Origin of the sequence: Telluribacter humicola, from assembly GCF_017355935.1 — a bacterium.
GTDB lineage: Bacteria > Bacteroidota > Bacteroidia > Cytophagales > Spirosomataceae > Telluribacter > Telluribacter humicola.
In genome coordinates this window covers 99,415-117,130 of record NZ_JAFIQT010000009.1, presented here as the reverse complement: position 1 = coordinate 117,130, position 17,716 = coordinate 99,415, and the positions used below count along the sequence as shown (strand labels likewise).

General features: G+C 50.7%; 16 protein-coding genes. 9 read left to right on the top strand and 7 right to left on the bottom strand.

Going from position 1 to position 17,716, the window contains the following annotated elements:
- Positions 1-13: 13 nt before the first annotated feature.
- Complete coding sequence (locus JUB14_RS25245) at positions 14-715, bottom strand: ferritin-like domain-containing protein (protein WP_229368296.1); 702 nt, start codon at positions 713-715, stop codon at positions 14-16.
- A 351-nt stretch (positions 716-1,066) separates the two neighbouring features.
- Here JUB14_RS25245 and tyrS point away from each other — a divergent pair, with 351 nt between their 5' ends.
- Positions 1,067-2,362, top strand: a complete 1,296-nt coding sequence (tyrS, locus tag JUB14_RS25240) for a tyrosine--tRNA ligase (protein WP_207509689.1) — start codon at positions 1,067-1,069, stop codon at positions 2,360-2,362.
- 187 nt (positions 2,363-2,549) lie between these two features.
- Entirely contained in the window at positions 2,550-3,032 is a 483-nt protein-coding gene (locus JUB14_RS25235) for a hypothetical protein (RefSeq protein ID WP_207509646.1), read from the top strand.
- Positions 3,033-3,093: 61 nt separating this feature from the next.
- Here the strand turns inward: JUB14_RS25235 and JUB14_RS25230 are convergent, their stop codons facing one another.
- On the bottom strand, positions 3,094-3,906 hold the full coding sequence (locus tag JUB14_RS25230; RefSeq protein ID WP_207509645.1) for a metallophosphoesterase family protein: 813 nt from the start codon (positions 3,904-3,906) through the stop codon (positions 3,094-3,096).
- Between the two features lie 316 nt (positions 3,907-4,222).
- On the opposite strand from JUB14_RS25230, the gene JUB14_RS25225 reads away from it, so the two are divergent.
- Together JUB14_RS25225 and JUB14_RS25220 are read left to right on the top strand one after the other, a co-directional pair.
- On the top strand, positions 4,223-4,834 hold the full coding sequence (locus JUB14_RS25225) for an outer membrane beta-barrel protein (RefSeq protein ID WP_207509644.1): 612 nt from the start codon (positions 4,223-4,225) through the stop codon (positions 4,832-4,834).
- Positions 4,835-4,892: 58 nt separating this feature from the next.
- The gene (locus JUB14_RS25220) at positions 4,893-5,354 is read left to right on the top strand and encodes a regulatory protein RecX (protein ID WP_207509643.1); all 462 of its coding nucleotides are present in this window, start codon (positions 4,893-4,895) and stop codon (positions 5,352-5,354) included.
- A gap of 77 nt (positions 5,355-5,431) precedes the next feature.
- On the opposite strand, the gene JUB14_RS25215 is transcribed toward JUB14_RS25220, so the two are convergent.
- Positions 5,432-6,427: a ribonucleoside-diphosphate reductase small subunit gene (locus JUB14_RS25215; RefSeq protein WP_207509642.1), complete on the bottom strand. Its 996-nt coding sequence runs from the start codon at positions 6,425-6,427 to the stop codon at positions 5,432-5,434.
- A 312-nt stretch (positions 6,428-6,739) separates the two neighbouring features.
- Positions 6,740-7,549 carry a glycosyltransferase gene (locus JUB14_RS25210; RefSeq protein WP_207509641.1) on the bottom strand — a complete coding sequence of 270 codons (810 nt, stop codon included), beginning with the start codon at positions 7,547-7,549 and terminating at the stop codon, positions 6,740-6,742.
- 125 nt (positions 7,550-7,674) lie between these two features.
- Here JUB14_RS25210 and JUB14_RS25205 point away from each other — a divergent pair, with 125 nt between their 5' ends.
- A complete protein-coding gene (locus JUB14_RS25205) occupies positions 7,675-8,553 on the top strand; it encodes a glycosyltransferase family 2 protein (protein WP_207509640.1) in 879 nt (292 codons plus the stop codon).
- A gap of 8 nt (positions 8,554-8,561) precedes the next feature.
- Here JUB14_RS25205 and JUB14_RS25200 read toward each other — a convergent pair whose 3' ends face one another.
- On the bottom strand, positions 8,562-9,122 hold the full coding sequence (locus tag JUB14_RS25200) for a GNAT family N-acetyltransferase (RefSeq protein WP_207509639.1): 561 nt from the start codon (positions 9,120-9,122) through the stop codon (positions 8,562-8,564).
- Between the two features lie 27 nt (positions 9,123-9,149).
- Positions 9,150-10,094 (bottom strand): magnesium/cobalt transporter CorA, encoded by a 945-nt coding sequence (gene corA, locus JUB14_RS25195; protein WP_207509638.1) that lies wholly within the window; start codon positions 10,092-10,094, stop codon positions 9,150-9,152.
- Between the two features lie 180 nt (positions 10,095-10,274).
- On the opposite strand from corA, the gene JUB14_RS25190 reads away from it, so the two are divergent.
- From JUB14_RS25190 to JUB14_RS25175, 4 genes are all read left to right on the top strand, one after another.
- Positions 10,275-11,021, top strand: coding sequence for a hypothetical protein (locus JUB14_RS25190; protein ID WP_207509637.1), 747 nt, complete (start codon positions 10,275-10,277; stop codon positions 11,019-11,021).
- On the top strand, positions 11,018-13,771 hold the full coding sequence (locus JUB14_RS25185; protein WP_207509636.1) for a TonB-dependent receptor: 2,754 nt from the start codon (positions 11,018-11,020) through the stop codon (positions 13,769-13,771). Before JUB14_RS25190 ends, JUB14_RS25185 begins: the two co-directional genes overlap by 4 nt.
- A gap of 6 nt (positions 13,772-13,777) precedes the next feature.
- Positions 13,778-14,908, top strand: coding sequence for a DUF4249 domain-containing protein (locus JUB14_RS25180; protein WP_207509635.1), 1,131 nt, complete (start codon positions 13,778-13,780; stop codon positions 14,906-14,908).
- 78 nt (positions 14,909-14,986) lie between these two features.
- Positions 14,987-17,407, top strand: a complete 2,421-nt coding sequence (locus JUB14_RS25175) for an MG2 domain-containing protein (RefSeq protein WP_207509634.1) — start codon at positions 14,987-14,989, stop codon at positions 17,405-17,407.
- Here the strand turns inward: JUB14_RS25175 and JUB14_RS25170 are convergent.
- Positions 17,373-17,714: a hypothetical protein gene (locus tag JUB14_RS25170; protein ID WP_207509633.1), complete on the bottom strand. Its 342-nt coding sequence runs from the start codon at positions 17,712-17,714 to the stop codon at positions 17,373-17,375. The two genes, JUB14_RS25175 and JUB14_RS25170, sit on opposite strands and share 35 nt — an antisense overlap.
- Between the last annotated feature and the right edge of the window lie 2 nt (positions 17,715-17,716).

The following is a 17,716-nucleotide window of genomic DNA, read 5'->3' as shown; positions in this document are numbered from 1 at the left end:
AACAGGTGGATACTTATTTAGGCAGGTTGTTAGCAGTGATCCGTGTCTCGATCAGCGGTTGAGCATCAGCCAGAATCATGGCAGGCTCTTTGGCCACATCAAGACCAGTCATTGGATCTACTATGTCATCCCCGGCGAAGTATCTTGTCATTGGCTGCAGAAGATTACGGATAATGGCAGCATGACGCGCCTCTACCGATACGATTTTACCCGCTACTAACAGATACTGAACATCTTCTATATATTTTCCAGCACCATTGTAGGCAGCGACTCCGGTGTCTTCTAATACACGGGCAGTACCCAGTACACTAGCACGATCCATGAAGTTAACTGAAGAGAAGTTTACTTCCAGTCCCTGGATGGCAGCGCTACCCAGTGCCGCCTTAAAGAACTCGCGGTGGATAATCTCATGATCACGGATATCTGTTAGGAATCTTTTTTCCATATCAGTCATGCCCTGATATGGCATATCTATTACCTGAGTATAGAAAGCCGCTTCCAGTTGCTCCAGCGCATAAGCATAATTTAGTATTCCGATATCTCCCGAACCTAAATCAACTGTGGCATCAGGTTCCATGTCATGATCCTGACAGGCACCTAGTATAAATGCTCCGGTCACGGCGGTCAATCCGGCTGATCTGAGGAAAAAGCGTCTACCCACTTGGGTAAGCATCTGATTTTCCGAAAATTCGGAGTTTTTCAATGCATCTTTCATTCTCTTCATAGTAGTAAAGGTTTTGTCACTCCCGTCCCTCGGGAGGTGAATTATCAATACTTACGCATCAAATCCCGCCCTGGATCATTCAGATTTTCAATTCTTTCAATCGCCATCAGGTGTATGCATACCTATTTTTGCACTTTACACATAACCCTCCTACTATACTTCCATGGTACAGTAGTACTATTCTCACATGGTTTTTTTCTATTATTTTTTTATTATATGAATAAAGTGGCTGCGTCCCTGCTGCATCTCCTGCCGGGTCGTACTCATACGAGTCAGGTACTTCCAAAAAATCACTGTAACTTTGCGCACCATTTTTTGACACAGACCGATTAACGAATGAAACTGAACTTCATAGAAGAATTGCGCTGGCGTGGCATGCTGCACGACATGATGCCCGGTACTGAAGAACAACTCAATAAAGAAATGACAGCCGGCTATATCGGCTTTGACCCTACGGCTTCCTCCCTCCATATAGGTAACCTGGCTACGATCATGCTGCTGGTGCACTTCCAGCGGGCGGGCCATAAGCCATTCGCCCTGGTAGGTGGCGCTACGGGTATGATCGGTGACCCTTCCTTTAAAGCTGCCGAGCGACAGTTTCTGAACGAAGAGACCCTGCGTATCAATCAGGAGGGGATCAAAGGTCAGCTGGAGAAGTTTCTGGACTTTGACTGCGGCGACAATTCCGCCCAGATCGTCAACAACTACGACTGGTTTAAGGGCATAGGCTTTCTGCAGTTCCTGCGCGAGGCCGGGAAGTTCATCAGCGTTAACTACATGATGTCAAAAGATTCGGTACGGAAGCGTCTGGAAACGGGTATCTCCTTCACTGAATTCTCGTACCAGCTTCTGCAAGGCTATGATTTCTACCACCTCTACAAGCACCACAACATGCGCCTGCAGATGGGCGGTTCTGACCAGTGGGGTAACATCACAACGGGTACGGAGCTGATCCGCCGGAAAGAGGGTGATGAGGAAGACTTCTACAAAGCGTTTGCCCTCACGACGCCACTGATCACCAAATCCGACGGTACCAAGTTTGGTAAGAGCGAAGGCGGCAATATATGGCTCGATCCTACCCGCACGACTCCTTACCAGTTCTACCAGTTCTGGATCAACCAGTCCGACGAAGATTGTCACCGCCTGCTGCGCGTGTTTACGCTGCTGTCGAAAGAGCAGATTGAAGACCTGGAGCGCCAGCACGCCGAGGCCCCGCACCTGCGCATCATGCAGAAGGCCCTGGCTCAGGACGTAACTACCCGCATCCACTCGGCCCGCGACTATGATCTGGCCGTGAAGGCCTCAGAGGTACTATACGGTAAAGCCACGCTGGACACGCTCCGTAGTATAGCCGCCGATGAGTTCGAAACTATATTTGAAGGGGTACCACAGACCGAGATCAGCCGCGAAGACTGGAACTCTTGCCCTAATATAACGGAGCTACTGGCCACCGCTACGCGCGGAGAGGTATATGCCTCCAAAGGAGAAACCCGCCGCGCTATTCAGCAGAATGCGGTTAGCATAAATAAGGTGAAGGTATCGGGTCCCGAGCAGCCTCTGAGTGAGTTTGATCTGCTTCAGGACCGTTTCATCCTGGTATCTAAGGGAAAAAAGAACCACCTGGTGAAGGTTAGCTAAACCTGCCTGCTCCTATATCATTTCCACCTGTGGCACTGTTTTAAACAGTGCCACAGATACTCTAGAACCTACCTTTCGCTAAATAACTAGTTCACTAATTAAGTCCATTGCCGGGTAATTTTATATTTGTGGCACCGCTCTGAGCGGTGCCACAACTGTTTTCTAACCACATCAATCTATTTCCTTAATGTACCCTTCCAGATTTTTACCTGCTGCGCTACTCCTGGCAGTAGGTACCAGTGCAGCTATTGCACAAGAGCAGCCCAGGAATAACCTTTACTTCGAACTAGGTGGAAATGGCTTATTCTCCTCTATTAATTATGAACGGCAGCTGACCACTACACCTGGCCTGCAGGTGCGGGCAGGGGTAGGGTTTTACAGTGAGAAGGGATTATATCTGACGGTTCCGGTAGGTATCAATTACCTTTTTCCCCTAAATGATAAGCGGTCTTTTGTCGATGCTGGATTAGGAGCCACCTGGGCAATTGATGAGGGGCGCCTTTCTACAAAAGATAGAGCTTCAACTGAAAGCTTTTTCAACATTATACCAAGCGTTGGCTACCGGCGCCATGCTGCAAACAACCTTATGTGGCGGATTAGTGTAGGACCCGTAATTAACAACACTGCCTTTACTCCCTGGGCTGGAGTATCCATTGGTAAGCGTTTTTAGGAATCTTTCAGCCTATAAAATCTCCACCCGTGCCACGGCTTTGAGCCGTGGCACGGGTACTTCAGGACTTCACTTTTCCTGAGTAGGCATTGATAACCGGTGAAGCCGACGGGTTGTACTGGTACGACTGCCAGGTACCATCCTCATACACCTCCACGATCCGGTAGCCTTTGTAGACGGTCCCCCAGCTACCACCAAAGTGTCCGTCAAAAAGGTAGGGCTTGCCGCCGCTGATTTTCTGACCGTCCTCATCGTGGTCATGGCCGTGGAAAATCCCCAGTACATTGGGCATTTTTTCGAGTAGTTCGCGTACTTCCGGACAGTCTACCCCATTGGCCGTCCACTTGGCTGGCGTGATGTGCAGGAACACAAAGATACCTTTCTTGTTACTGTACTTCGCTAGCTCACCACGCAGCCAGCTCGCATCAGGACACAGGTACTCGCCCTTTTCGTTGGAAGTATCACCCAACAGGAAGGCGTAATCGCCGCGGGCAAAGCTATGGTTGGTAGGGTACCCCCAGGTATCACGCCATACGTCATTGCCTACGCGGTCGTGGTTGCCCCTGGTCACGTAGAAGGGAAACGTCAGGCGCTTCAGCGTAGTCTTCAGGTCGTAAAGCAGCGTAGGTTCATCATGAATAAGATCGCCGTTGAATACCACAAACTCAAGCCCCTTCTGCAGCTTTTCCTGATTCAGCCACCTGATAATATCGTTGTGTGTACTCTCAAAATCCGTATCGGGCTGTCCGTAGTGCCCGTCCGAGGCTACGGCAAAGCGTAGTACTGTTCGGGGTGGTTCAGGCTTACCGAATGGTATAGAAAACAGAGAAAGTGCAGGAAAAACCTTCAGGAAGTCACGTCGGGCAAAGGGCATAGAGGCAGTATTATAGGTTCACGGTACTGGTATAACGATGTCCAAAGTTATATCTTACGGCTTTCTGTTCCATCTTTCAAATAAAGATAAGATCTTTCTGCCCTCTTCATCCCGCTGCGCGTCTGCATCGTATATAGGATATTCCTAATCATACCGTAAACTAATCCGTCATAACATCATCCTGTAAAACTCGTTTGTATACGTAGCCAGGCAACCTAAGTTGAGGCGCTGGTACAGGATTAATAACTGATAGTAGTATAACAGACCAAACAATTTTGTATTTTAACTATAAAGACAGAAACGGACTAGTACACGCATGACCAAAACACTTCATACCTTACTCCTGGGACTCCTGGTAGTGCTGGCCAGCCAGCTACCGGCACACGCCCAACTTAGTATTGATGCCACTGCGGGCTACGGGCTCCCTACCGAATCGGGGAGCAAAGGAATTTGGGGGGGTGGAATAGGTGTCAAGCATTATTTTTCTTCTAAGCTATCGGTAGGAGGCCGTATTCGTGCCTACTCCGAAACCATCAGACAAACAGCCGCTCTGGGTAGTAGTACCCTTACGGCTGCTACCATTCCGATCATGGCTTCTGTCCAATACTACCCCACCGAGTGGGATCTACACCCGTACATAGGCATGGAGGTCGGAATTATCCGGACGGTGGTTAATGCCCGGATTGACTACAATGACCGAAGAATATTCAACGATACCATGGGCGACAGCAGCTTCGGATTTGCCCCCAAAGTAGGTATTGGCTACGATATAACGGAGAATTTTGCCTTAACGGGTGAATTCCTCTATAACATCGGCTTCCCTAAAAATCTGGCCGGTAGTACCCAGTTTGATCTGGAAAATTCTGCCCGGTTTCCGACGGTACACGTGGGGGTATCCTATACCTTCGGCAACCGCTTTTTAAAGTAAAAGGGACCGGGGTATCTTTGCTGGTAACCACAACTATCAGCTATTACCTAACTACTGCATGGACCGTCTGATCTTACAGAAAGCAGCCAGCTACTGCGCCTATCAGGAACGCACGCAGGACGAGGTACGGAAGCGCCTGCAGAAATGGGGCGTATGGGGAGATGAAGCCGATGAGATCATTGCGGAGCTTATTTCCATGAAATACCTCAGCGAAGAGCGCTTCGCCAAGACCTACGCCGGAGGTAAGTTCAGGGTCAAGAACTGGGGGCGACTTAAGATCAAACAGGAGCTAAGCCGACGCGGCCTGACCGACTACAACATCCGGCAGGGCATGGCCGAGATCAATGATGAAGCGTATGCCAAAGCTCTTGACGAGCTGCTCAGCAAAAAACTTACCGCCCTGCGACGTACTGAAACCGATCCGCTGAAGCTAAAACAGAAGCTGGTACGCTTCGCACTAGGCAAAGGCTACGAGAGCGACCTGGTGTGGCGAACCATTGAGAAGCTACTGGCTAAATAAAGAAACCCAGCTATATGGCGGGGTTTCTTTATTTAGTATATCGAAAGTCTAAAAGCTAACGCCTACCAGCTACTAGCTCAGAAGTCTTCGTCGAAGGCGATCTTGTGGCCTGAGTCTTTGTCGTTCATACCGGACATTACACCGGCTTTCTGATACTCTCCTACGCGCTTTTCGAAGAAGTTGGTCTTGCCGGGCAGTGAGATCAGCTCCATGAAGTCGAATGGATTGGATGAATTGAAGTGCTTCGAGCAGCCCAGACGCTCCAACCAGAAGTCGGCTACGTACTCGATGTACTGCTTCATCAGCTCGGCATTCATACCGATCAGGGATACGGGCAGGGCTTCGGTGATGAACTCCTTCTCGATCTCAACGGCATCCAGGATGATCTCCTTCACACGCGACTCGGGAAGCTGGTTCTTGATGTGCTGCGTGTAGAGCAGACAGGCAAACTCACAGTGCAGACCTTCGTCACGTGAGATCAGCTCGTTCGAGAACGACAGACCCGGCATCAGGCCGCGCTTTTTCAGCCAGTATATTGAACAGAACGATCCGGAGAAGAAGATACCTTCTACCGCCGCGAAGGCAATGATCCGCTCGGTGAAGTTAGGACTGTTGATCCACTTCAGTGCCCACTCGGCTTTCTTCTGTACACAAGGTACAGTATCGATAGCGCGTAGCAGACGGTCCTTCTCAACAGAATCTTTGATGTAGGTGTCAATCAGAAGCGAGTAGGTCTCAGAGTGGATGTTTTCCATCGCAATCTGGAATCCGTAGAAACACTTTGCCTCTGCGTACTGCACTTCACTCAGGAAGTTGATAGCCAGGTTCTCGTTCACGATACCATCCGAAGCCGCAAAGAAGGCCAGCACGTGCGATATAAAGTGACGCTCACCATCACTAAGGTTCTCCCAATCTTTCTGATCCTGCGACAAATCAATCTCTTCGGCCGTCCAGAATGAGGCTTCGTGCCGTTTATACATTTCCCAAATATCAGAATGTTTGATAGGGAACAGCACAAAGCGCATCGGGTCTTCCACCAGCAGGGGCTCTTGTTGGGTATCTACTTGTGACATAACTATTACTATTTGATTATTAGACTATTTAAAAGCTTTTGGAAAGACTGAACAGACTAGTCAGCCCTCAATTCAAGTAAGACAAATCTACATCGGAATGTCGGGAAATTCAACAGAGGTGAGGCCGCCTGCAGCTGCTTATTTAGAAAAATTCTATTTCTAAAGAGCTAACGGTGTAGCATTCAACCTCTTCGAAAATCAAAAACTTTTGAAAGTGAAAAGCAGCGTATAGCCTCGCCTTCAGAAAGTTAGATAGCTGTTAATCAACTGCAAATGTCGGGGTACCTGATCCCTCCTGAACGACCTCCAATATCATTGCTGCTTCTCCAGGCCATTCAGGCAGTACAGGTTTCCGGCGCGTTGCTTTTCTTCCATCAGCCGATAGTTGATATTTACCTCATCCTGCGAATAGTTGGGCTTGTGGTACGTATGGTACACTATAGCCTTGTGCTTCATGGATTGTACTTTCAATCCCTTGCTTAGCAGTCTCCATTCTATATCCACATCTTCGCCTACACCGGCACGGATGTAATCCTCATCAAAGCCATTGACCTCTACCAGGTGCTTACGAAGTATCCCCCAATTACACCCCCAGATTCCCTCCTTCTTCTTACGATTAACGAATGGAAGATAGAGAGCGTCCCTAAGACGGCCCGTGCCGCTGAACAGCAGGCTCGACATCGACAGGAGGTTAAGGTCTTTGGTCTGAATGAGCTTTTGGGTCAGGGGCTGGCTCAGCATAACCCGGCGCCCGAACAGAGCTACTCCCTCAGTAGCGTTTTTCAGGTACTCTTTGATGAAGTGCCGATGAGGTATGCAGTCTCCATCCAGAAATACCATCAGATCAGCCTCGGCGACTGAGATAGATCGGTTAAGCATTTCATTCTTTCTGAACCCGTCATCCTTCTGCTGATAGATGTGCTTTACCGGAAATGGTAGCTGACTCGTCCGGGCCTGAATAAACGCTTTGGTCTCAACTGAGCAGTCATCCTCCGCAACAATTACTTCAAAATCACCACAGCTCTGATCTGCCAGAGCCTTGAATATTAAATCCAGGACCGGGATATTCTTATAGTAGGCTACTACGAGCGAAACTTTACTTCTTCCTGATGTATGCTTCATTATATGATAAATATCGTGAAATTTGCCAGCTAGTGTCGCTTACTCACTGAGCTTATCCACCTAACAAAGCCAGATTATAGCCAAAGAGGGTGATCTTCTTTACGTATAATTGGCAGCAATGATAAATGATTACGGAAACCAAAAAACAACGCGAAGTTGCAGAGGCTAAGTTCTCTATCCTAATACCTTCCTGGAATAATTTGTCCTACCTCAAGCTTTGTGTTGAAAGCATCCGACGGAACTCTACGTACCGGCATCAGATCATCGTCCACATCAATGAAGGCAAAGACGGTACCTACGAGTGGGTCACTCAGCAGCCCGATCTGAGCTATACCTATAGTGACACCAATATTGGGGTCTGCTATGCCCTGAACGGTTGTGCTTCGCTGGCTACAACTGATTATATACTGTACATCAATGATGACATGTATGTATGTCCAGGCTGGGACGAAGCGCTACTGAATGAAATCCAGGCCATCGGCCATAATCTATTTTTCCTTTCGGGTACAGCCATTGAGCGTGAGCCGCAAAGTTCATGTTCCATCAAAGGCAACTACGGTAGCAGTCCTGCTGATTTTGAGGAAGATCGCCTACTGAAAGAATATACTACCCTACCTATGGAAGACTGGCAGGGGGCTACCTGGCCTCCCAACGTTGTACACAAAGACATGTGGAATCTGGTAGGCGGCTACAGTACCGAATTTTCACCCGGCATGTACTCTGATCCCGATTTTTCGATGAAGCTCTGGCAGGCTGGCGTACGGCTATTTAAGGGGTTAGGCAAGAGCCGGGTGTATCACTTTGGATCTGTGTCGGTAAAAAGGGTCAAGAAGAACAAGGGGTACTATACCTTCATCCGCAAGTGGGAAATGACGTCAAGTACCCTTTCCAAATTCTACCTGCGCCGGGGCGAACCCTTTGATGGACCTCTGGCCGAGCCTTCCATTCCTACTAAGATCAAATTAAAAAATCTACTGCGGAGAACAAGTGCGGCCCTAAAATAAACCAGCCGCTATCTCAGGTCCCAGGCTACGATGTTCCAATTATCCACGTGGTCTACATGGGTATGAATAGTACGGAAGCCGACCCGCTCGTGGGCTCGCTGGGAGCGGTGGTTGGAGGTAGATATCTCGGTGACGAGTAGCTCGTAATCGGCGCTATATAGCTCGCTGTGCTTCCGGTATAGCGCATCGAAGAGTCCCTGCCCCCGGTAAGCTTCGTCTACACATATCTGCCCCATCACGTAGTAGCGGCAGTCGCGCAGGTACCTTCCCTCCCACTCTACCTCATCAATGATCTCGAACATGGGTTGCAGGTCCGGAATTAGGGTACCCATCTGGGGCAGCATAGCTAGGGCATAGGCCACTACCTTCCCCTCCGACTTGGCCACCACCTGCGGCGTCAGCGACTGCATCAGTTGCAACTGTTCCCACTCGTGGCTCACCGTCACAAAGCCCTGCTCCCGCTTGGTCTGTTCTGAAATATTTGCTTTCAGATTCTTCCGCTGCAAGTCCAGGATCTGCTGCAGGTCTTCGTCTGTCTGGGCGTAGGTAAGGAGGGTATTGGGCTGCATGTACTTGATGTAAAACTATAAACCAGATTAGATCCAGCGCTTCCGGCGGAAGAACAAGAGTACTACCAGAGAGGATAACAGCATCAGAAACAGCGACAGGCCAAAGCCCCAGGGCTGGTCCAGACTGGGCATTTCTTCGAAGTTCATACCAAAGATACCCGCTATCAGGGTTGGCGGCATGAAGATGATCGTTACTACGGTGAAGATCTTGATCACCTGGCTCTGCTCGAGGTTGATCAGACCCATAAATGTATTCTGAAGGTACTCGAGGCGCTCAAAGTTGAAGGTGGTATACTCGAGCAGGGAATTGATGTCTTTCAGGATAATACGCAGGTGTTCCTTCCGGTTCTCGGGAAATTGCTGACTCCGCAGGATGCCCGATAGTACCCGCTGCTTATCTATACTCGTCTCACGAAGCATCATGGTTACCTCCTGCAGCTCACTAATCCGGATCAGTACCTCCTGCCGGGCCTTCTGCTCGTGGCTCAGGTCCTTACTGATGGCCGAAATATCCCGCGAGATATTCTCCAGCGAATCCGCGTCGGTCTCGATACGGGTTTCCAGGATGAGCAGCATGATATCTACCCCCGACTGGAAGGTATCCTGGCTTACCTTCATTTTCTTTACTGTATCGGCAAAGGTCTTGGAGTCACCCTGGCGGTAGGTAAACAGCACATCGTTGTGCAGAATGAAGGAAACAGGATAGGTTTCGTACCCATCATTGTGAATCCGGAGGAAGTTGGAGTTGGCATTAATAGTATTATTCTGCTCAAAAAACCGCGAACTGCTCTCAATCTCCACAATTTCCTGCGGGGTCTGAAAGCTGACATCACACTTGGTCTCCACCCACTCTTCCTCTTCCTGTGAGGGCGATTGCAGATCTACCCAAAGTACATTGGATAGGTTGCCCAGCTCACGCACATCGGTTTCCCGTTTTAATATGCGTCCTTCTTTGTAGAAAATACGTACCATAGTTTCAAAGATAGAGAGAAACTTTTCTTCGGGAAAATTACGGAATGCTGGCCGTCCGGTAATCGAGTCGTCACATTCCTCACCCGGTACTGAAATTTATTCCCGGAAGTACGCGTAAATATATCTTCCTTTGGGCTTTTTCTGTATTGTCCTCTTCCTATACCAGCCTGTCACCTGTGCATGAAAACCCTTGTACTCTGTATCTGTATTTTTTGGGGAGGCTTCTTCCATGCGTCGGCCCAGGTACTTACTACGATCACTCAATCGCCAGGTCCGGAGTACGCACTCGCCCTGTATGATTCGGCTACTACCGAATCGCAGCATCTGTATAATGGACCACAGTACTATTTCTACGATAGCCAGTCCAAGGAGCATCCTTTTTATAGATCAAAAGAGTGGGCAACGGGTTCAGTCTTTTACGATGGCCAACTATTTCAACAGGTACCTCTGCTGTACGATACAGTCAAAGATCAGGTAGTTATTAAGTACGTAGAAGGGCTGGGAAATGTAAGCCTGCAAAGTGATAAAGTAAAGTACTTCAGCACTTTGGGCACCAGTCCTGCCGAAAGCCACCGCTTTATCCGGGTGGAGGCACCCAAGTACAAAGGCTCAGGCATACGTACAGGCTTTTATGAGGTACTTTATGACGGAGCTTCACAAGTACTGGCCCGTCGGGTCAAAGAGCGGCTCGAGGAGATTAACTCGACCAAAGTAACCGTTACATTCCCCAGCAAAGACTTTTTTTATTTCCATAAAAATGGCACATATCATGCGGTCTATTCCAGGCGGTCGGTGCTGTCGCTGATGGAAGATCAGAAAAGACCAATAAAAAAGTACCTGCGGGATAAAAATCTGAGCTTTAAAGGAGACCGGGAAGCGGCTATTACAGCCCTGGCTGCTTACTATGATCAACTAACTCACCCATGAGCGCCTTCCGGATCCTGTTATTATCCATCTTCTTTATCTTTCAGGGGCAGGGGCTCTTGGCTCAGACAACCGCCGAAAAACGGATCAGCGGCTCATTCAGCGACATTCGATTTCAGGAATTTGTACGGCTTGTTGAAGCCCAGTCCGACTACTACTTCTACTACGATGCCGCCCAACTGGACAGCCTGCCCATAAACTTACAGGTCAAAGACGAACCTCTGCGGGTGGTGCTGGGGCAGGTATTCAAAGACACGGAATTCACCTACGCCATTGATCAGCAAAGGCGGGTGTATATCACCAAAGTAACGCCCATCATTACCGAACTTCCCTCCGATGCCCCCACACAGGAGCGGGTGGTGTACGCTCCCCCCGGTACCGACGAACAGGAGCAACTGCTCTCCACCACCGAGAGTAAACTACACGAGGTAGGTCCGAAAAGACTCCGGATTACCCCTGGTAACTCTACCATGTCGGGTTATGTACGCAATGCCGTAACGGGGGAGCCGGTGATTGGGGCGGCGGTGTACATAGAATCTCCGCAGATAGGTACTACTACCGATGCCCTCGGGTACTATTCGCTCACGATCCCACGGGGCCGCCAGCGTGTCCGGATCAAGAGTATCGGTATGCGGGATACCTACCGGCAGGTAATGCTGTACGCCGATGGCAAGCTGGACATAGAAGTACTGGAAAGTGTGACCGCTCTCAAAGAAATCAATATCAAGGCCGGTCAGGACGCCAACGTCAGCGAGACCAAGATGGGACAGATAAAGCTGTCTATCAAAACCCTGAAACAAATACCCACGGTCATGGGTGAAACCGATTTGCTGCGGACGGTACTTACTCTGCCGGGTATCAAATCGGTGGGAGAAAGCAGCGTGGGACTGAATGTTCGCGGCGGCTCAGCCGACCAGAACCTGATTCTTTTTAACGATGCCACCATCTACAACCCTTCCCACCTCTTCGGCTTTTTCTCGGCTTTCAATCCGGATATGCTGAAAGACGTGGAGCTATACAAAAGTACCATTCCGGCCAGGTTTGGCGGTCGGCTGTCATCGGTGCTGGATATCAGCAGCCGCGACGGGAACAAGAAAAAAATGGTGGCCTCGGGTGGTATCGGTCTCGTTACGGGCCGCCTCACGCTGGAAGGGCCTATTGTTAAAGACAAGTCTTCGTTCCTGATTGGCGGCCGCTCTACCTACTCCAACTGGCTCCTGAAAAGCCTGAAAAACGAAACCTACAACAACAGTACCGCTTCCTTTTACGACTTTAACGCCCATATCAGCCACGAAATCAACGAGAAAAACAGTGTCTACGCGACCGGGTACCTGAGCAACGACTATTTTCGGCTCCTGGCTGACACCACCTACGCCTACCAGAACCAGTTTGCTTCGCTAAAATGGAAACACACCTTCCACACCAGGCTATACAGTACCTTTACCGCCGCCCACAGCAGCTACAACTACGCGGTGGCCAGCGAGCGGGTACCGATTCATTCATTCGACCTGCGTTTTGGGGTACGTCAGTCCAGTTTCAAGGCCGAGTTCAACTACCTGATTCACCCCAGGCATACCCTTGACTTTGGCCTCAGCTCTATTTACTACACCCTTTCGCCGGGTACCTTTACCCCCCGCAGCAGCGAGTCACTTATTGTCCCGGACGCACTGGAGCCGGAGCAGGGCCTGGAAAGTGCCCTGTACATCGAAGACCGGTTTGAGGTTAATCCCAAACTGCTCGTGACGGCTGGCCTCCGCTTTTCGGTATTCAACTATTTAGGCCCCAAGACAATTTATACGTACGTGCCAGGCCTGCCCATTGAAAGTATTTATACTCTAGGTACCGAAGCCTACGCGCCCAAAAAACTCATTAAAAACTACGGTGGCCCCGAGTACCGCCTTTCGGCCCGCTACATGCTTACGGGCGACCTGTCGCTGAAAGTGGGCTACAATACCCTGCGGCAGTACATTCACCTGCTTTCTAATACGATGGTAGCTTCACCTACTGATATCTGGAAATTAAGTGATACCTACATAAAGCCGCAGGTGGGCGATCAACTGGCCCTAGGGCTGTACCGAAACCTGCGTGGCAACCAGATAGAGCTGTCGGTGGAAGGGTATTACAAAAACATCCGGAATTTTCTGGACTACAAAGGTGGTGACTCGCTCATTATGAATCACCAGATTGAAACGGCGGTGATTACAACTACCGGCAAAGCCTACGGGGTTGAATTGATGGTCAAAAAGGGGGCGGGCAAGCTCAACGGCTGGGTAGGCTACACCTACTCCCGCTCGCTGCTCCGGGCCGTTGACCGGGAGTCGCCCGATGCACCTAACGCCGGCGACTACTACCCCAGCAACTACGATAAGCCGCACGACTTCATCGCCATCAGCAACTACAAGCTCAGCCACCGGTTTAGTGTTTCTTTTAACTTTACCTATAGCACCGGCCGCCCCTACACGCCGCCCATTGGCAAGTACATACTGGACGGAGCGCAGCGGGTATACTACGCGTCGCGCAATCAGTACCGCATTCCTGACTACTACCGGGTAGACTTATCCATGAACATTGAGGGGAATCATAAAATAAGAAAGCTGGCCCACAGCTCCTGGACACTAGCTGTGTATAACCTGCTGGGGCGCAAAAACCCGTCGTCGGTTTATTTCCAGACCCAGAACGGCGTAGTCAGTGGCTATAAGCTGTCAATATTTGGTCAGCCCATTCCTACCATTACCTACAATTTCAGATTGTAAAAAGCCGTGAAGAAACTACCCAAACTCCTATACGTCCCAGGCTTGTTGCTGATGTCGTTGCTGCTGCATGGCTGCATTGAATCGTTCTCTCCGCCGGAAATCACCTCGGCCAGCAGCTACCTGGTGGTAGATGGTTTCCTGAACACCAGCTCCTCGGGCAGTAGTCAGATCAAATTGAGCCGCACCCAGAATGTGACCGACCTCACAGCTCCCCAGGTGGAGCCGCGGGCTCAGATCCGTGTAGAAGGCGATAAGGGAAGCCAGCTTGCCTTTACAGAAGCCCAGCCAGGTACCTATAAACTGGAGCCCATCGCGTACCGCGAAGGGGAAAAGTACCGGCTACATATCCGGACGAGTGATGGGAAGGAGTACCTATCGGACTATGTACCTGCCATCCAAACGCCGCCCATTGACAGTGTTACGTACCGGGTACAGCCGGACCAGTCGGGGGTACAGATTTACGTCAGTACCCACGATCCACTCAACACTACCCGTTTTTACCGATGGAGTTTCGATGAAACCTGGATGTACCAGATGCCCCTCTATTCGGCTTTTGAGGTAGTGAACAACGAAATGAAGCTCCGTACCGAGGACATAAGTACCTGCTGGAGCCACCGAAGTGCCTCGCGCATCCTGGTGGGCTCCTCTATCAAGCTTAGTGAAGACATTATTCAGGATGCGTCGGTTACCTACGTACCGGCCTCCAGCGGTAAGCTCCGGGTGAAGTATAGTATTCTGGTGAAGCAGTACGGACTTTCACAGGAAGAGTACGAATACTGGACCGCCTTGGCCAAGACCACCGAGAGTACCGGGAGCCTCTTTGACCCGCAGCCCGCTCAGGTTACCGGCAACATCCGTTGCGTCAGCGATCCCAAAGAGCTGGTTTTTGGCTTTTTCAGCGCTTCAAAGCAGCAGGAGCAGCGCCTGTTTATTACCGAATACCTGGGCAGGTACGTCAGTGCCTGCGAACCTACCGACACCTTAGCGCTGGCACAAGCCCTTCAGACGTTGGACCTGATTCTAGTTGAGTTCCCGGTTCCCGGTTCTTCCCAGCCGCTGTACATTACAGGTACCGCCTCCTGTGCAGACTGCCGCCTGGAAGGAGGTACCACCACAAAACCGGAATACTGGCGGTAAGCCAATCAGCGGTGCCACGGTTTTAAACCGTGGCACCGCTCCCTAAATAGAATTTACCCCTAACCAGACTCAGGACGAATGAAACCAGTTGTTGCGTACAAGCCAGGAAATGTACTGTGGGTACTCCTGCTGTTGCTACCGGTGGTGGTAAGGGGACAGGCGGCGGTACAGGAACGGCTTTCGCGGTATACCGGTTCTACCTTACAGGAAAAACTCTTTGTCCACCTCGACCGCCCGCTGTACGTGGTGGGCGAAACCCTCTGGTTCAAAACCTACTGCATCGACGCAAGCACCCACCGCCCGCTGGATGTAAGCAAAATCGCCTACCTGGAGGTACTTGATAAAGAATCCAATCCGGTGGTGCAAATCAAGATAGCGCTTGACAAGGGGCGGGGCGATGGCTCCGTACGGATACCCGCCACCTTACCCGCCGGTACCTATACCGTACGCAGCTATACCAACTGGATGAAAAACTTCAGTCCGGATTTGTTCTTTGAAGCCGCCATCACCATCCTGAATCCTTTTGAGCGGCCAGAAGCTGAGCCCCTGGCGGGGCGGGAAGAACCGGCCTATGAAGTACAGTTTTTCCCGGAGGGCGGGCATCTGGTCAGTCAACTGGAAAGTAAGGTTGCTTTTCGGGCCGTTGGCAAAGATGGAAAAGGCATAGCCTGTCGGGGCGTTATTGTTAACCAGAATAACGACACGCTGGTACGTTTCCAGCCGCTCCGCTTTGGCATGGGCCAGTTCACCTTTACCCCTGGTACTACTGATAAGTACCGCGCCATTGTCCGGGATATACAGGATAATACCCTTATTTTCCCGCTACCGGAGGTCCAGCCACGGGGCTACGTGATGCAGGTGAGGGATTCGACGGATGGACTGGTGCAGGTTACGGTATCGGCCCGGGAAGTACCATCCCCCGATGTGTACCTGCTGGTGCATACCCGACAGGGTGCTGTGCAGTCTCAGGCGGGTACTTTGAAGAATGGAAAGGCAGTTTTCGTACTGAATAAAAACAGGATGAGTGACGCCTCCCTGAAGGGCGGAATTACCCATATAACTCTTTTTGACCACACTACCCGGCCCGTGTGCGAACGCCTGTACTTCACACGCCCGGCTCAGCCGCTGGTCATCCGGGAGAGTTTGAATAAGGCTGAATTTACCACCCGTGAGCGGGTGTACCTGAACCTGTCGGCCCGAACCGAGGCATCGTTGATAGAACCTGCTCAACTTTCGGTATCGGTGTATTTGCTGGACTCTCTTCCGCATCCTGAGCCGCCTACCCTCGACAGCTACCTGCTACTTACATCAGATCTGAAAGGAACGGTAGAGTCACCCTCGTACTATTTTCAGAGATCAGGGCCGGAGGTAAACCAGGCACTGGACAACCTGATGCTGACCCACGGCTGGAGCCGGTTTAGCTGGGATGAAGTACTTGCCGATACCCCACCAACGTACAGGTACCTGCCCGAACACGGCGGTCATTTTATAGAGGGAAAAGTAGTCAATACCCTTACCGGACAACCCGCCAGACTGATTAGTACCTACCTGGCCGCGCCCTCTCCACACCCCCGGCTGTTTGTAAGCCTGAGCGACCCGCAGGGTACCATCCGTTTTGAGATAAAGAAGCTTTACGATGCTCACGACGTGATTGTACAGACCAACACCCGCCGCGACAGTACCTATCGCATTGAACTATTCAGCCCCTATTCCGACCAGGTTTCTTCGCGGCGCTGGCCCTCCTTTTTGCAGAGTAAAGCCCCACAACTGCTGACGCGCAGCATTAACATGCAAACCCAGAATGCCTACTACCCGACACCGGCAGCTCGGCCCACAGCCGAAGGAACTGATAGTCTGGCCTTTTATGGTAAACCCGACGAGAAGTACTTTCTGGATGCCTTCACCCGCTTTCCTACCCTTGAAGAAGTCATGCGGGAGTACGTACCGGGGGTATTTGTAAGGAAACAACGCGGGAAGTTCCACTTTTACGTTGTAAACAAATTGCTTCCGCAGGGAGGTACCTTCAACGAAGACCCGCTTATTCTGCTGGATGGCGTGCCGGTGTTCGATACAGACAAAATGATGGCAATAGACCCTTTGCAGATAAAAAAACTGGAAGTAATGAACGGGCAGTACTACCTGGGCAAGCTGTCTTTCCCCGGCATTGTCAGCTATACTACGTATAAAGGTGATATGGCCGGTTTCCAGCTCGATCCGCGCGCGTTGGTACTCTCCTATTCCTTTGCCCAGTCCCGAAGAGAGTTCTACGCCCCCCGCTACGACAGCGCCACCAGCCGGGAGAGCCGCCTGCCCGACTTCCGGAACCTGCTGCACTGGGCACCCATGCTTACTACTGACGCTGAGGGAAAACAGGTAGTTGACTTCTTCACCTCCGACCAGACGGGTACCTACCAGGTAGTAGTGCAGGGGCTGACTGAGTCCGGTACTGCGGGTAGCCGGCAGTTTACTTTTGTGGTAAAGCCGGGGGTACGGCAGTGAGGTCGGATGAGTCCCGGAAAGCCAGGTACACCAGCAGAGCCACCGAGCCGGTAATGATCACCGCTGTCAGTACAGCGATTCTTTTTGCAAGGGGGAGGCCCCTCTTTTTCATATCTCTGACTAACCAGAAAATACAGAGAAGGCTGAACGTGCAGGCATCAATGAAAGTAATAGCCAGCAGCCAGTCCTGCCCCAGTACCTCCCAGGTATCAACTATTGTATGCCCGGATTGCAGCCATTGGTAGAAGCCATAATTGATGAAAATAAACAGGAGTAGCGCAGCGAACAGATAGCTAAATTTTTTCATAC